At 65.4% G+C, this 14,886-nt stretch carries 11 protein-coding genes and 4 pseudogenes; 7 read left to right on the top strand and 8 right to left on the bottom strand.

The genetic code is table 11. The annotated features are described in order from the left end of the window. Positions 1–194 precede the first annotated feature (194 nt). The 4 genes and pseudogenes from ACNANG_RS14040 to ACNANG_RS14025 form a co-directional block, all read right to left on the bottom strand. Positions 195–905, bottom strand: a complete 711-nt coding sequence (locus tag ACNANG_RS14040) for a FecR family protein (RefSeq protein WP_420223482.1) — start codon at positions 903–905, stop codon at positions 195–197. A gap of 266 nt (positions 906–1,171) precedes the next feature. After that, positions 1,172–1,252 (bottom strand): annotated as a pseudogene (locus ACNANG_RS14035) (hypothetical protein); the annotation flags it as partial. Further along, positions 1,249–1,827 carry an RNA polymerase sigma factor gene (locus tag ACNANG_RS14030; RefSeq protein ID WP_420223481.1) on the bottom strand — a complete coding sequence of 193 codons (579 nt, stop codon included), beginning with the start codon at positions 1,825–1,827 and terminating at the stop codon, positions 1,249–1,251. The gene ACNANG_RS14030 and the pseudogene ACNANG_RS14035, both read right to left, overlap by 4 nt. A 123-nt stretch (positions 1,828–1,950) precedes the next feature. Continuing rightward, positions 1,951–2,757 carry a DUF3108 domain-containing protein gene (locus ACNANG_RS14025; RefSeq protein ID WP_420223480.1) on the bottom strand — a complete coding sequence of 269 codons (807 nt, stop codon included), beginning with the start codon at positions 2,755–2,757 and terminating at the stop codon, positions 1,951–1,953. A gap of 325 nt (positions 2,758–3,082) precedes the next feature. On the opposite strand from ACNANG_RS14025, the pseudogene ACNANG_RS14020 reads away from it, so the two are divergent. Together ACNANG_RS14020 and ACNANG_RS14015 are read left to right on the top strand one after the other, a co-directional pair. Then, positions 3,083–4,060 (top strand): annotated as a pseudogene (locus ACNANG_RS14020) (fumarylacetoacetate hydrolase family protein); the annotation flags it as partial. A gap of 40 nt (positions 4,061–4,100) precedes the next feature. After that, positions 4,101–4,337 (top strand): annotated as a pseudogene (locus ACNANG_RS14015) (hypothetical protein); the annotation flags it as partial. Between the two features lie 89 nt (positions 4,338–4,426). On the opposite strand, the gene ACNANG_RS14010 reads toward ACNANG_RS14015, so the two are convergent. After that, positions 4,427–4,720, bottom strand: a complete 294-nt coding sequence (locus ACNANG_RS14010) for a hypothetical protein (RefSeq protein WP_420227688.1) — start codon at positions 4,718–4,720, stop codon at positions 4,427–4,429. Positions 4,721–5,198: 478 nt separating this feature from the next. On the opposite strand from ACNANG_RS14010, the gene ACNANG_RS14005 reads away from it, so the two are divergent. From ACNANG_RS14005 to ACNANG_RS13995, 3 genes and pseudogenes are all read left to right on the top strand, one after another. Beyond that, a complete protein-coding gene (locus ACNANG_RS14005) occupies positions 5,199–6,407 on the top strand; it encodes an FIST signal transduction protein (RefSeq protein WP_420227543.1) in 1,209 nt (402 codons plus the stop codon). Between the two features lie 162 nt (positions 6,408–6,569). Further along, complete coding sequence (locus ACNANG_RS14000) at positions 6,570–8,249, top strand: DUF4394 domain-containing protein (protein ID WP_420223479.1); 1,680 nt, start codon at positions 6,570–6,572, stop codon at positions 8,247–8,249. Positions 8,250–8,354: 105 nt separating this feature from the next. Further along, positions 8,355–9,016: pseudogene (locus ACNANG_RS13995) on the top strand (glutathione peroxidase). Positions 9,017–9,041: 25 nt separating this feature from the next. Here ACNANG_RS13995 and ACNANG_RS13990 read toward each other — a convergent pair. Both ACNANG_RS13990 and ACNANG_RS13985 read right to left on the bottom strand, forming a co-directional pair. Continuing rightward, positions 9,042–9,899 (bottom strand): DUF3014 domain-containing protein, encoded by an 858-nt coding sequence (locus ACNANG_RS13990; protein WP_420223478.1) that lies wholly within the window; start codon positions 9,897–9,899, stop codon positions 9,042–9,044. A gap of 66 nt (positions 9,900–9,965) precedes the next feature. Continuing rightward, entirely contained in the window at positions 9,966–10,820 is an 855-nt protein-coding gene (locus ACNANG_RS13985) for a DUF6279 family lipoprotein (RefSeq protein ID WP_420223477.1), read from the bottom strand. Positions 10,821–10,880: 60 nt separating this feature from the next. Between ACNANG_RS13985 and glmU the strand changes: the two genes are divergently transcribed. Beyond that, on the top strand, positions 10,881–12,266 hold the full coding sequence (gene glmU / locus ACNANG_RS13980) for a bifunctional UDP-N-acetylglucosamine diphosphorylase/glucosamine-1-phosphate N-acetyltransferase GlmU (protein WP_420223476.1): 1,386 nt from the start codon (positions 10,881–10,883) through the stop codon (positions 12,264–12,266). A gap of 28 nt (positions 12,267–12,294) precedes the next feature. Here glmU and ACNANG_RS13975 read toward each other — a convergent pair whose 3' ends face one another. Continuing rightward, positions 12,295–12,720, bottom strand: coding sequence for an Lrp/AsnC family transcriptional regulator (locus ACNANG_RS13975; protein WP_420223475.1), 426 nt, complete (start codon positions 12,718–12,720; stop codon positions 12,295–12,297). A 217-nt stretch (positions 12,721–12,937) separates the two neighbouring features. Between ACNANG_RS13975 and glmS the strand changes: the two genes are divergently transcribed. Further along, positions 12,938–14,770, top strand: a complete 1,833-nt coding sequence (glmS, locus tag ACNANG_RS13970; protein ID WP_420223474.1) for a glutamine--fructose-6-phosphate transaminase (isomerizing) — start codon at positions 12,938–12,940, stop codon at positions 14,768–14,770. Positions 14,771–14,886 lie beyond the last annotated feature (116 nt).

Genomic DNA, 14,886 nt, shown 5'->3' with positions numbered 1-14,886 from the left:
ATCGGCGCGGCGGATGCCAATGCATTGCCACCCGATTGGGCGGATGCTGCGGACGACGCGACTGCCACCAGCAAGGCCACGGCAATCGATACCGGACGCGGTTTGACGCACACCATGAGAACTCCAATGAATAGAAACGATTCCTATTCATGAAGACGCATGGGTCGCGCGAAATCCCGTATGGCGGACGTTATTTATTTCAGCGGGCGGATTTCGAGGCCGTCAGGCGTGGGCTGCAGACGCACTGGCAAGGCACGCGGGAGCAGCCGCCGGAAGCTGGCGGGGTCGGTCGTGTCAAAGGTGCCACTGAGCCGTAACGCCGCAACGGCGGGGTCACGCAGCACGAGCCCCGAATCGGTGTAACGCTCCAACTCCGCCAGGGCGCGCGATAACGGCACATCGATGAAACTGAGTTGACGGTCCCGCCAGGGCGCAATGCCCTCGGGCGGCAACGCGGAGACGGTGCCGGGTGATCCGTCGGTGCGGACGGCCAGTTGCTGGCCGGCGGTCAGCAAGGCGTCTGCGCGCGGCAGCCCACCGCCCGGCGCGCCCGCGCCCGCCACCGCCCCCATGCCTTCCGACGCTTTCGCTTCGCTGCGCCCCACGCGCACCTTGCCTTCTTCGACAGCAACGACAGGCCCCGTGTCGCCAGCAAAGGCGGGCAGATAGCGAACGGTGAACCTCGTGCCGACCACTGTCACGCGCGATGGTCCTGCCGTCACGTGGAAGGGGCGATCGGTATCCGGCTGCACTGCGAACAGCGCCTGGCCATCGGTCAACGTGACGTCACGGCGGTTCCGGTAGAAGGCCACCGACAGCTGCGTTGCGCTGTCCAGCCGCAACTGGCTGCCATCGGGCAAGCGCACATCGACCTGCTCGCCCCGGCCGGTAGCGACATGTTGCAAGAAGACGGGTTGTTGCAGATGCCGCCAAACGAGACCGCACGAGACTGCGACGGCAGCCACGGAAGCCAGCGAGACGCCGGCAGCAAGCCAGCGCACGGTGAGCCAGGACGGCGCAGGGCGGCGCGTGGCGCGTTGCGCCCCCTTCCATGGCTTGCCCGCAGGCGGTTCACGGCCTCGGTCGGCAAGCTGTCCAATGCCGACCAGTGCTGGCCGAACTGCTCGAATGCGGACCGATGGGACGGATCTGCATCCAGCCACTTGGCCAGCGCCAGGGCATCCGCCTGCGACCAATCCGCGCGCTGACTGCGCAGAAACCAATCCAGCACGTGTTCACGCAGTGTGGTCATCCGCGCGCTCCCGCGCGGCGCCGGGCGACCGGCCCGCCCATTGCCGACGACCTCGCGCCTGGTCCACTGCCATCGGTGGATCCCTTGCCAACCATTTCATCGGCGCATTGCCAGCAGGCATCCATGGCGAGCTTCAGATGCATTTCCACCGTGCGCACCGAAATTCCCATGGCCTCGGCAATCTGGACATACGACATCCCGTCGAACTTGAACATCACGAAGGCCTCGCGGCATCGAGGCGGCAACCCTTCGATCACTGTCACGATCGCCGTCGCGTATTGCGACGACGCGCAGCGTTCTTCCGGCTGGCGATTGACCGCGCTGACCGGCTCGTCCTCGACCGTCAGATCGTCCAGGCTGGCATGCTGCCGGACGTCTGCCCGCCGAAAGTCGTCGGTCATGACATTGCGGGCGGTGCGATACAAAAAAGCACGCGGATCCGCAATGGCTTCACCCGAGCGCCCGGCTGATAGAACGCGGGCGTAGGTTTCCTGCACCGTGTCCACGGCGGCGTCGCGATCGCTGAGCGCGCGCAAGCAAAAGTTCAGCAGTTCTCGGTAATAGGAAAGAGGCACGGCAACGCTCGTGGAACCCGCTGGACGCGGGCGGCAGCTGCCGTCGGGCAGCAGAAGCAATCGATAATGATTCTTATTCTATTCGATTGCTGTCCAGCACGCGCTGGCGCCGACGATCACCCCCTATTTGCGCTCGAACTTGCTCAGCACCTGATCCAGGTAGTCGCCATCCGATTCATTGGACAGGACGCGTACCGGCATCCAGTCGTAGTCCGCCGACAGCCACACTTCTACTTTCTGCCCGTCATCGTCATCGCGCTCGCGAACCAGATGCACGGCCTTGACGGCGCCCAGCGGGGTATCCAGCGTATCGGTGCCAGCTACCCGGAAGCGCCACATGCCGGTCCGGCTGGACCCGGCCACGCGGAACGGGACGACCTTGCCCGATGCGAACACGTCGGGGTTCTTGCGGCCCATTGCGGCCAGTTGCACCAGCACCGACATGCGATCCTGGGTGCCGGGCTGCAGCGCTTCCGACTCGCCGCCCGAAAAGGTGATTTTCTTGGCTTCCGGATCGAAGGTGACTGCCTTGACCCGTTTGTTGCGGGTTTCCTGATAGCGCGCCGGCTGCAGCCCCTGGGGCGTGATCACGCCGCTGCTTTCGAAATTGAAGCTGAACAGGGTGAAGCGGCCGCTGTTGACGAGGCGGTAGGCGTCGCCTTCGCGCTGCCAGTCGAAGTGGCTGTCGACGTTGATCTTGAAGCCCTTGGCCGAGGCCTTCAAGGTGTAGGTCATGGACGACGAATCCGGAACGCTGACGGCGGAAGATGCCGTTGCCGCTCCAGCCGCCGGTGCAGCGGCGGACGCCGTGCCGGACGCGGCCAGCAAGGCAGCGGGCGCCACCAGCAGCGCGGCGGCCAGGGCAACACCGTGGCGCACCAAGGCCCGGCGTGCAAGAGATACGGATTGGGTGATCAAGGAAGCTGTCATGGGCATGAAGACGCCGGTTGGCCCGGCGCCGCCTGTAAGCAAGGGGTTCATCGTACCGGAAGCCTTGCGGCGGCCGGAGAGGCGCAGGCCGCAAGTCGTACCGGTAGAGGCGCGGCCGGGGCCGTGAGTTCCCTGCAAGGTGGCATTCGGAAGTCCGCGATGTCCCGCGCGCGAAGCCCTTCGCGTCTCGCCGGGACCCTGCGCCCAAGCCGGATCGCCGGGCGGCGCATGTTACTGTAAGCGCATCCTGTCGCTCCCTGCCGAACCTGGCCCGTTGCATGCCCCGGCCGGCCGGACTGACGCCCTACTCTTTCATTCACGTCTTATGAAACTCGCCTCTTTGCGCGACGGTTCGCGCGACGGTCAATTGATGGTGGTGTCGCGCGACCTCAAGACCGCGCACTTCGCCACCGATATTGCCCCGACGCTGCAACGCGCGCTGGACGACTGGAATTTTGTCGTTTCCCAATTGCAGGACCTGTCCGACGCGCTGAACACCGGCCGCGCCCGCCATCCCTTCCCCTTCGATCCGTCCAGGTGCGCGTCGCCGCTGCCGCGTGCCTATCAGTGGGCCGACGGGTCGGCCTACGTCAATCACGTGGAACTGGTGCGCAAGGCGCGCAATGCCGAGATGCCGGAAACGTTCTGGACCGACCCCCTGATCTATCAGGGCGGCAGCGACGATTTCCTTGGCCCGCATGACGACATCGTGGTCCCTTCCGAAGCGTTCGGCATCGACTTCGAAGGTGAGATCGCGGTGATCACGGGTGACGTGGCCATGGGCACGCCGCCAAACGGCGCCAGCGACGCCATCCGGCTGCTGATGCTGGTGAACGATGTGTCGCTGCGCAACCTGATCCCAGGCGAGCTGGGCAAGGGCTTCGGTTTCTTCCAGAGCAAGCCTGCCACCGCGTTTTCACCGGTCGCCGTGACGCCCGACGAACTGGGCTCGGCCTGGCGCGACGGCAAGGTGCATCGCCCGTTGACGGTGGAATGGAACGGCAAGGTGGTGGGCAAGCCACAGGCAGGCGAGGACATGGTCTTCAACTTCCCGACGCTGATCGCCCACATCTGCAAGACGCGCAATTGCCGGGCAGGAAGCATCGTCGGTTCGGGCACGGTATCAAACAAGGACAGTTCGGTGGGCTATGCCTGCATTGCCGAAAAGCGCTGTCTGGAGGCCATCGAAACCGGCGCCCCGGTGACCGAGTTCATGAAGTTCGGCGACAGCATCCGTATCGAGATGCTCGACGAGAAAGGCGCCAGCATTTTCGGCGCCATCGACCAGGTGATCGCGCCCCCGGCGCGGCCTGACCCCGCCCCTATCGAGACAAGGAAGAGCGATGATCCCCAGCGGCAATCCTTTTGCGTTCCCTGGCATGCCCGGCGCGGCCCCGTCTTTCGATCCGGGCGCGGCCAATCCGGTCATGCAGAGCCTGGACATGATGCGGCAGGTGTGGGGCAACCTGGGGTCGATGGCGACGACGGCGCCCGGTGGCAATGTGCCGGGGCTCGACGAACTGGACAAGCGGATCACCGACCTGCGCGCGATTGAAAACTGGTTGAACCTGAACCTGACCATGTTGCGCGGGACCATACAGGGCCTGGAGGTGCAACGCGCAACGATCTCGACGCTGCGCAATTTTGCGCAGAACGTCAGCAGTGCCTATCAGGCGCATGGTCCCACGGGCACGTCCGACGCCGACGGGGCCGACCTGCCGCCGCCGTCGCCGCTGGAAATCGTGCTGGGCCTGCGCAAGGCGCCGGGAGCGGCGGCCGATGCGTCGCCCTTCGGCTTCTCGGCCAGCGCCACGCCATCGGCGCCTGGATCGGCGTCCGCGGCGGCACCCGCCGCCGCCACATCGGCTGCGCAGCCCACCGGGTGGCCGCATACGCCTGCGCATATGCCGGCGGCGACGTCCACTCCGGCGTCCACCCCCACGCCGCCGATGTCCGCAGCCACGCCGCCGCCGTCCCCCCAACCCGCGGGACCGTCGCAGCCACAGACGCCTCCCCTGCCGACACGGCTTCGACCGAGGACAGCACCGGTGCCGCGCCGGGCTCGCCGCAGGCCAATGCCTGGTGGTCGATGCTGCAGGACCAGTTCAACAAGATCACCGCCGCCGCCACGCAAGCGGTGCCCGCCGTGCCGGCCATGCCGCCGATGCCGCACATGGATCTGGGCAAGGCCGCCGTTGCCGCGGCGCGCACCGTGTTCGAACCGTCGCGCGCGCCCGATGCTCCCGCCCGCCAGGCGGCCCCGCCGGCTGAACGCCAGGCGCGCCCCGCGCGCACGACCGCCCCGGCGCGCAAGAACGCCAGCAAAAACGCCGCGACCAACGCGCCCGCAAAAAGGCCGCTGGCAAGACTTCCAGGCAGGCGCCCGCGGCCAGCAAGGCACCGGCCAGGAAGGCGCCCGCGCGCGGAGCCCGAGGCAAGGCATGACCACGCAGTTTCCCTGGGCGCATGCCACCCATCCGGATTGGCGGATGGCGGCGTCGTTGTGCCTGGCCCAGATCGAACACGCCAGCCGCACCGAAACCGGGCGGCAGGCGACGCTGGGCTTTCTGTATCTGACCGACCACTTTGCCGAAGCTTCGGACGACATCCTGGCGTTTCTGCGAGAACGCACCGGGATCACGCACTGGACGGGCGCGATCGGCGTTGGCGTGGCGGCCGGGATGGCCGAATACATCGATGAACCCGCCATGGCCTTCATGCTGGCGGATTTTTCGCCGGATGACTTCCAGGTGTTCTCGGGCAAGTCGCGTCCGCCGGCCCGGGATGCACGCACTCCGAACGGCCGGTCCGCCTCGTGGACCGCCCTCGTGCACGCCGACGCCTCGACCCCCGACCTGCCCGAATTGCTGCAGGACATGGCCGGCAAGATTGCGGGGGACACGCTGTTCGGCGGCGTATCCAGCAGTCGTCATGCCAATGCCCTGATTGCCGATGACATTTTTGCAGGCGGCCTGTCAGGCGTGGTGCTGTCCGAAAACATTTCGGTCGAAAGCCGCATCAGCCAGGGCTGCCAACCGATCGGCCCGGTGCATCGCGTCACGGCATCGGCCGGACGGCTGTTGAACCGGCTGGACGACGCGCCCGCCCTGGACGTCCTGCTGCGCGACATGGGCGCCCCGACCGAATGGTCTCCCAGCACCGTGCAAGGGGTTCCAGTGCCCCCGGCCGCGCGCAAGCAGCAGGCAGCCTCCACGGTGCAGATGCTGCAGGGCACCTTCATCGGTTTTGGTGAAGGGGACGCGTTCCTGCGGGGCAACTATCCGGTCCGGCCGCTGGTGGGCGTGGATCCCCATGAACGCGCGCTTGCCATGGGCGCCGAACTGGACGATGCCGACCACGTGGTGTTCTGTCGCCGCGATCGCCATGCCGCGCAGGTCGACCTGATCCGCGCATGCACGGAATTGCGCGAAACCATCGAAACCCGGTACGGCAACATGAACCGCATTCGGGGCGCGTTGTACATCTCTTGCCTGGGCCGCACCGGCACGCTGTTCGGCGGCCCGTCCGCCGAAATGCATCTGGTGCAGCAGCAATTGGGCGATGTTCCCCTGATTGGTTTGTTCGCGAACGGCGAGATATACGGGGACCGCATGTCCTGGTACACCGGGGTGCTGGTGACTTTTCTTTAGTATTGAAGAAAACTGGTCACACTCCTTTCATCCCTTCCTTACTTTTTGTCAGACATACGTCGTTCGGCTTGCATCTGAATTCCGAACCGGCGGGTAGTGTTCGCCAACGCGTACTGCGACGCGTGCAAACGTCACTGATGACAAAGACATAGGAGCGGGAAGATGGCGAAGAATCAGAAGCAAACGGGCCGCAAGGCGAGCCTGGCATCGGCAACCCCATTCAAGCTGGCTGGCGCCGGCATGCTGTGCCTGGCGCTGGTCGCCTGCGGCGGCAGCGACAACGACGACAACAACAATACGCCCGCTCCGACCGCCCCTGGCGACGTCGTGGTCCTGACGGCAGCCGGCCAGCTCGCCACCTTCAACCGCACCGCTCCCCAGACCTTCCTGTCGTCGGTTGCGCTGTCGGGCCTTGCCACGACGGGTGAAACCCTCGTCGGCATGGACTTCCGCCCTGCCGACAATTTGCTGTATGGCATTTCGACCACCGGCGTGATCTATACGATCGATCCGGCTACCGGCGTCGCCACGCGCAAGTCGGCACTGGCGCCTGCCACCGCGGGCGGCGCTGCCGTGGTGTTGAACGGCACCAGCTTCGGCGTTGATTTCAACCCTGCCGCCGACCGCCTGCGTGTCGTCAGCAACACCGGCCAGAACCTGCGCATCAACGTGGATACCGGCGCGACGATCGTTGACGGCATCGTGAACGGAGGCGCAGCGGGCGCCGCCGTCACCAGCGCGGCCTACACCAATTCGTTTGCAGGCACCGGCACCACGACGCTGTACGACATCGACACCGCGAACGACGTGCTGTACGTGCAGAACCCGCCGAACGACGGCACGCTGTCGACCCCGGTTCCGCTCGGCTTCGACGCCACCGCGGCCAATGGTTTCGACATCGACGCCACGACCAACCAGGGATTTGCCGCGCTGACGGTCGGCGGCGTGACCAGCCTGTATGCAATCAACCTGACGCCGGCCGCGGGCGCGCCTGCCGCCACGCGTGTCAATGCGATCGGCGCGGGCACCACCGCGGTGGGCGGCCTGGCCCTGCGCCAGAAGGCTGGCCCGACCATGGTCGGCCTGACTTCCGACAGCCGCCTGGTGAGCTTCAAGCCCGCCACGCCGGGCACCCTGACCAGCAACGTCGCCATCACCGGCCTGGCCGCTGGCGAAACCGTGGTCGGCATCGACCAGCGTCCCGCCGATGGCAAGGTCTACGGCCTGAGCAGCACCGGCCGCCTGTTTACGGTAGTCCCAACCACCGGCGTCGCGACCGTGGTGGCAACGCTGGCCGCCGACACGACCGATACGACAGCGCCCTACACCACCTTCCCGGCAGCAGGCACGACCTTCTCGGTCGACTTCAATCCGGTGGCCGATCGCCTGCGCGTGATCACCAGCACGGGTGCCAGCCTGCGTATCAACGTGGCGACCGGCGCGACGATCACCGACGGCAACATCAACCGCGCGGGTGCGGCCCCTGTGGTGGCGGCTGCCGCCTACACCAACAGCTTCGCGGGCACGACGGCCACGGCGCTGTACGACATGGAACGCACGTCGAACGTGCTGTCGCTGCAGAACCCGCCGAACGACGGCACGCTGGTCGATGTCGGCCCGCTCGGCACGACGCTTGGCGCCCGGGTCGGATTCGACATCGGCGGCGGCGCCAACGGCCTGGCAGTCGCCACGTCGTCGACAACCGCCACCGGCCCGTCGAAGCTGTTCACGGTCAACCTCGCCACCGGCGCCCTGACCGCGCTCACGCCGACCGACGCCAGCACCGGCCTGGTGGGCGGCGCGACCGGACCGCTGCTGACGGACATCGCCGTCGTGTTCTGATGGCATTGCGTTTGGACGCTGCCGCGTTCTGATGCATGATGGAAAATGGCCCGCCCGATGCTTCGGCATTGCGTGGGCCGTTCGTACACAGATCGGAGACTGACCATGGCCTACCCTGCCCGCAAGACCCTTGCACTGCGTGCGGACCCCCGCCGCTATCACATTGCGGGGATGCTGACCGCATTGGCCGCGGCGTCCTTGCTTGCGTGCCAGGCCATGGCGGCAGGGCCGGGAGCGCCAGGCGACGCACGACCGCTGTACATTGCCGACGCGGCAGGATCCTGCCCCAGTTCGCTCAATGTCGACATGCACAAATTGCAGGACGAATCGGTCCAGAATCTGTGCCAATACGCCGGCAAGGTACTGCTGGTGGTCAACACGGCCAGCTATTGCGGCTACACGCGGCAATACGAGGGGCTGGAAAAGCTGTATGCCAAATACCGCAATCGCGGGCTGGTCGTGCTGGCCTTTCCGTCGAATGACTTTGGCCAGGAGGCGGCCGACAAGAGCAAGATCGAAACGCTCTGCTTCAATACCTATGGCGTGAAGTTTCCGATCTTCACGCCTACCCCCGTGACGGGCAACGGGGCCAACCCCTGTTCCGCACCCTGATCAAGACCACGGGGCAAGCGCCCGCGTGGAATTTCCACAAGTACCTGGTCGATCGCAACGGACAGCCCGTTGCTGCGTTCCCAAGCAATGTCGAACCGGAAGATCCCCGCCTGATGCGGGAGATCGAACGCCTGTTGGCACGGCCCACGACATAAGGGTCTCGTCCCAGCGGCGACGGGTCTAGCGGCCCGATCCAGGCACCGCCGACAGATTGGCGGCTTCGCCCGTCAACCGGCGGCGAAAGTCGGCCAGCTTGGCCATGACGGCCTTGCGCTGGGCCGGCGACATGCGCAGCAGCATCTTCTGACCCGACGGCAGCGCCTCGAGGTCGCCATCGACATACTGGTAGCGCACCCAGGGCCGCTGCGACTTCACTTCTCCCTTCACCTCGGTCAGCTGCAATCTGGGCGGCTGGTCGGGCTCGGGCGTCGACAGCAGGCTGTCGATCACCGCGATCAGGCGGTCATTGAAATAGCCCCGGGGATAGCCCAGCTCTTCGTAGGCGCTCTGGAATTGCGGGTACATGCGCACATAGAGCGCGACCGCCTTGTCCGTCGATACGCCCTGGATCACCGACACCAGGGGCTGGTAGCGCGCCGCATTGCTGGCCGACATGATGGACTGGTTATCGCCCGCGCCTTCCACCGTGAAGCGGCCGGGCGTCGGATTGACGGGCCACAATACCGGCGCGGCATGCGCACGCGCCAGGTTGTCGACGGTGGCCACCACGCGGCGGGGAAAGTCAGCCAGCTGCAGGAACTTGACGACCGCGTCACGACCGATGAGCTGCGTCATGGCCACGCCAAAGTCGTTGCCCGGGTCGGCGATCGCCGTATCGGTCGATGGCGGCACCGATTCGATCGGGTACCGCGTTTCGGGCCCGGGCGGCGGCGCCTCGATCGGCGCGTCGGCCAGCGGCGGCGCGTCCGCCGCCTGCTCGATGGCGGGCAATTCGGCAGGCTGGCGCCACCAGAGATAGGCGCCGGCCGCAACCACCGCCAGCAGCAGCGCAATCACGATTCCGGGAAGCTTGCTCATAGGGACTCCAGTCAGTAAGTGCCTATCCTAGCACCGCGAACCCTGGGGCGAACTGCGACTGACACCCTATTTCTGCCGAGAGAGCGTCAGGAAATCGTCTGACATGGTCTTGATCTTTTCCTGGATCCGCGCGCGCTGCGCGGGCGACGCGCTATTGATGAGATCCGACGTCAGGCTGGCCCAATGCTGCAATTGCTTGCGCTGACGTTCGCGTACTCCGGCATCGGCAGGGGTTTCCAGGTCGGCGAAAAACGCCTTCAGCTTGCGGCTGGTTTCGGGCACGCTGGCCGTCTTGCCGGTATCCATGATGTTCAGGAAAGCCGTCTGACGCATGCGCCGCACGGCCAGGCGCTCGGCGCCCGACGGCTCGGCCTCGTCCGCCCATTTCTCGATCCGCTCGCGTTGCGACGCGTCCAGCTTGCCGAACCAGAACGCGAACCGGTCTTCCATGTCGTCGATGCGGCGCTTGCGCAACTTTGCCGGAGAAATATCGATGTTCTTTTCGGTGAATTCCTTGTTGCTCTCGTCCATCCGGGCGATCACCCGTTTGCGCTGGGCCAGACCAAAACGGGGGAACAGGTCGGCGAAGGCGTCAGCCGCCTTGTCCCCGGTGCGCACCAGTCGCTGGGTGACCTGCTTCTGCATGGCCAGCACCTGCTCGGGCGTAAAGGGCGCGGGGTCGGCAAAGCGTTCACGCGCGCTGAGCAGCAGGCGCGAATACTCGGGCAGTTCTTCGCGGCGATGCCAGGCGATCACCGAGTCGAGACGTTCACGCGCGGGGGCTTCGAGTTCGCCTGACGTATCGAACCAATCGTTCATGCGGTAGGCGATCAGTGTGTCGGCCGAGTTGTAGCCGAGCCGCATGGTGGTGCAGGCACTCAAAGTCAACACGGTCAAAGCGACGAGTACCCAACGTATCATTTTCCCTTCTCCAATGCCTTAAACTGCGACGCTCGTCACTCCCACTTGGATAAGCGCTTCATGCTGAACATCGTCATTCTTGCAGCCGGCCTGGGCAAACGCATGAAGTCGGACCTGCCCAAGGTACTGCACACGCTGGCTGGCCAGCCGATGTTGAGCCATGTGCTCGCCAGTGCCCGCGCCCTGGACCCGGCCCGCATCACGCTGGTGGTCGGCCATGGCGCTGCCACCGTCGAAGCCCGCTACGCCGGCGACGCCGACCTGGCGTTTGCAATGCAATCGCCCCAGCTCGGCACCGGCCACGCGGTGCAACAGGCTGTCCCCACTCTACTGGAAAGCGGCAGTGGCGACGATGTGACACTGGTGCTCTATGGTGACGTTCCGTTAGTGGCCTCCGCCACGCTGCGCACCTTGCTGGACGCCCGTGCAGGGCAAGGCGGGGGTCTGGGCATTCTGACCGTAACGATGCCGGATGCAACCGGTTACGGCCGCATCGTTCGCGATACAGCCGGCGCCGTGACCGCCATCATCGAACACAAGGACGCGTCGCCCGATCAGCTGGCCATTCGCGAGGTCAACACCGGCATCCTGGCGGCGCCCACCGCCGCGCTCAAGCGTTGGTTGAGCGCGCTCAGGAATGACAACGCTCAAGGCGAGTACTACCTGACCGATATCGTGTCGATGGCCGTGGCCGAAGGCATGCCCGTCGCCACCGCCCAGCCCGCGCACGATTGGGAAACGCTGGGCGTCAACAGCCGCGTGCAGCAGGCCGAACTGGAACGGGTCTATCAGCAGGCGCAGGCCGCGCGGCTGCTTGAAGCCGGCGTGACGCTGGCCGACCCCGCGCGCTTCGACCTGCGCGGCCAGCTGAACTGCGGCAGCGACGTGGCGATCGACGTGGGCTGCATCTTCGAGGGCGTGGTCGAACTTGGCAATGGCGTGTCCATCGGCCCGTACTGTGTGCTGCGCAACGTCAAGGTCGGCGCCGGCACCCGCATCGAAGCCTTCAGCCACCTGCACGATGCCGAAGTCGGCGACGTGTCTCGTGTCGGCCCCTACGCGCGCCTGCGCCCGGGCGCCCGCCTGGGCAACGACACGCACGTCGGCAACTTCGTAGAGATCAAGAACGCCACGCTCGACACAGGCGCGAAGGCCAACCACCTCAGCTACATTGGCGACGCCACGGTGGGCGCGCGCGTCAACATCGGCGCGGGCACCATCACCTGCAATTACGATGGCGTGAACAAGCACCGCACAGTGATCGAAGATGACGCCTTCATCGGGTCCGACAGCCAGCTGATCGCCCCCATCCGCGTGGGCCGCGGCGCCGCCATCGCAGCCGGCACGACGCTGACGCGCGATGCGCCGGCCGACACGCTGACCGTGTCGCGGGCCAAGCAGGTCAGCGTGCCGGGATGGAAACGGCCGGTGAAAAAGCCGGCGTGAGCCGGCGGGTCGGAGCGACCCGGCCGCTTCAGACCACTACCCGCGTATCGAACTTGCTTCGATGAATCGAGAAAAACGTCCGCACATTGCGGACGTTGTTCTGTGCGGTAAACGCGCGGTGCACCAGCGCGTGGTACGCCTCCATATCCGGCACCTGCACCATCAGCACGAAGTCCGGACCTTGGGATACGCGATAGCACTGCGTTACGGTGCTTTCCTTCGCCATTGAACGTTCGAACGTCGTCAGGGCCTCGGCGGCCTGCACATCCAGCGTGACCTCGACAATGCCGGTCAGGCCCGCCCCAACCTTCTCGGGCGACACGATCACCACCTGCTTTTCGATGATGCCCTGCTCCATCAGGCGCCTGACCCGCCGCAGGCAGGTGGGCGGCGACACCGCAACCCGCCGGGCGAGCTCGTGATTCGTGATTCCCGCATCATCCTGAAGCAGCATGAGGATGGCGCGATCTACATCGTCCAGCGGAGCTGGCAGCGACTCTGCAGTCAAAAAACCTCCCCTTTATTTCATAAGCGTCCTGCTGATGAAATTTTTGGTCCACCGATATGTACCGTGAAATATATGACGAAACTACGCCGTTATAGGAAAGCATATTTCACGAGGAAAAGCAGAGAATAGCGGCAACGATTACTCCTCATCAAGTGAGACTTCTATGTGCGGCATCGTCGGCGCGGTCGCCCAGCGCGATATCACCCCCATCCTCGTTGAAGGCCTGAAGCGGCTCGAGTACCGGGGCTATGACTCCTGCGGCGTCGCGGTCTACACCGACGGCGAACTCAAACGCACGCGCAGCACGTCGCGCGTCGCCGAGCTCGAAGCGCTCATCGAAAAGGAACACCTGGGCGGCTACACCGGCATTGCCCATACGCGCTGGGCGACGCATGGCGAACCCGCCACCCACAACGCCCACCCGCACTTCTCGAAAGACCGCACCGGCCACAACCGTATCGGCATCGTGCACAACGGCATCATCGAGAACCACGATGAACTGCGCAGCGAACTCGAAGCCGCCGGCTACGCGTTCGAAAGCCAGACCGATACCGAGGTCATCGCCCACCTGATCAATCACGTCTATGACGGCGACCTGTTCCTGGCGGTTCAGCAGACGGTCAAGCGCCTGCAGGGCGCGTACGCCATCGCGGCGTTCTGCCGCGACGAACCGCACCGGGTCGTGGGCGCGCGTCACGGCTCGCCGCTGATCGTGGGCTTGGGCGATGGCGAAAATTTCCTGGCGTCCGACGCCATGGCGCTGACCGGCACTACCGACAGCATCGTGTACCTCGAAGACGGCGACGTCGTCGATCTGCAGCTGTCGCGCACCTGGATCGTGGACATCGACGGCAACCCGGTCGAGCGCCCCGTGCGTGTCGTGATGGCCTATACCGCTGCTGCCGAACTCGGCCCCTATCGCCACTACATGCAGAAGGAAATCTTCGAACAGCCCCGCGCGATCGGCGACACGCTGCAAGGCGTTGAAACGATCACGCCGGAATTGTTCGGCGAAGGCGCCGAAGCCATCCTGGCCGATATCGATTCGGTGCTGATCCTGGCCTGCGGCACGAGCTACTACGCGGGCCTGACCGCCAAATACTGGATCGAGTCCATTGCGTCGATCACGTGCAATGTCGAAATCGCCAGCGAATACCGCTACCGCACCAGCGTGCCGAACCCTCGCTCGCTGGTCGTCACGATTTCGCAGTCGGGCGAAACGGCCGACACGCTGGCCGCCCTCAAACATGCCCGTTCGCTCGGCATGGATAAAACGCTGACCATCTGCAACGTGGCCACCAGCGCCATGGTCCGCGAATGCAGTCTGGCCTTCCTGACCCGCGCCGGCGTCGAGATCGGTGTCGCATCGACCAAGGCATTTTCGACCCAGCTGATCGGCTTGTATCTGCTTACGCTGACCCTGGCCAAGCTCAAGGGCCGCCTCAACGCCGACGAAGAGGCCGACGCCATCAAGGCGCTGCGGCACCTGCCCGTGGCCGTCCAATCGGTGCTGGCGCTCGAACCGCAAATCATTTCCTGGGCGGAAGAATTCGTGCGCAAGGAACACGCCTTGTTCCTGGGCCGCGGCATGCACTACCCGATTGCCCTGGAAGGCGCGCTCAAGCTCAAGGAGATCAGCTACATCCATGCCGAGGCCTACCCGGCCGGCGAACTGAAGCACGGCCCGCTGGCGCTGGTGACGGACCAGATGCCCGTGATTACCGTGGCGCCCCAGGATCAGCTGCTGCAGAAGCTGAAGTCCAACATGCAGGAAGTGCGAGCCCGCGGCGGCCAGCTGTATGTGTTCGCCGACGCCGGCAGCAACATCCGCAACGAGGCTGGCGTGCACGTGATCCGCATGCCCGAGCACTACGGTTCGCTGTCGCCCATCCTGCACGTGGTGCCGATGCAGTTGCTGGCCTATCACACGGCCTGCGCCCGGGGCACGGACGTGGACAAGCCACGAAATCTGGCCAAAAGCGTGACGGTGGAATGAAGACAAAAGGGCAGCGCAAGCTGCCCTTTTGCCTGGAGCATGAGGGTCCAAGCATCCGCACGGCCGCTCCGGCGCTGCCGTCATGGCGGCGATTCGACGTAGGCCTAGGGCCGGTT

The organism is Pigmentiphaga litoralis, from assembly GCF_048632615.1.
Lineage (GTDB): Bacteria > Pseudomonadota > Gammaproteobacteria > Burkholderiales > Burkholderiaceae_B > Pigmentiphaga > Pigmentiphaga litoralis_B.
Note: the sequence above shows the minus strand (reverse complement) of the source record. Positions and strands in the feature narration are given on the sequence as shown.

Bases quoted from the DNA above. Each gene is read 5' to 3' on its own strand.
- ACNANG_RS14005 (WP_420227543.1), top strand. From the start codon at position 5,199: ATGACCACGCAGTTTCCCTGGGCGCATGCCACCCATCCGGATTGGCGG.
- ACNANG_RS13985 (WP_420223477.1), bottom strand. From the start codon at position 10,820: ATGATACGTTGGGTACTCGTCGCTTTGACCGTGTTGACTTTGAGTGCC.
- ACNANG_RS13975 (WP_420223475.1), bottom strand. From the start codon at position 12,720: ATGCTGCTTCAGGATGATGCGGGAATCACGAATCACGAGCTCGCCCGG.
- glmU (WP_420223476.1), top strand. From the start codon at position 10,881: ATGCTGAACATCGTCATTCTTGCAGCCGGCCTGGGCAAACGCATGAAG.
- glmS (WP_420223474.1), top strand. From the start codon at position 12,938: ATGTGCGGCATCGTCGGCGCGGTCGCCCAGCGCGATATCACCCCCATC.
- ACNANG_RS14000 (WP_420223479.1), top strand. From the start codon at position 6,570: ATGGCGAAGAATCAGAAGCAAACGGGCCGCAAGGCGAGCCTGGCATCG.
- ACNANG_RS14025 (WP_420223480.1), bottom strand. From the start codon at position 2,757: ATGACAGCTTCCTTGATCACCCAATCCGTATCTCTTGCACGCCGGGCC.
- ACNANG_RS13990 (WP_420223478.1), bottom strand. From the start codon at position 9,899: ATGAGCAAGCTTCCCGGAATCGTGATTGCGCTGCTGCTGGCGGTGGTT.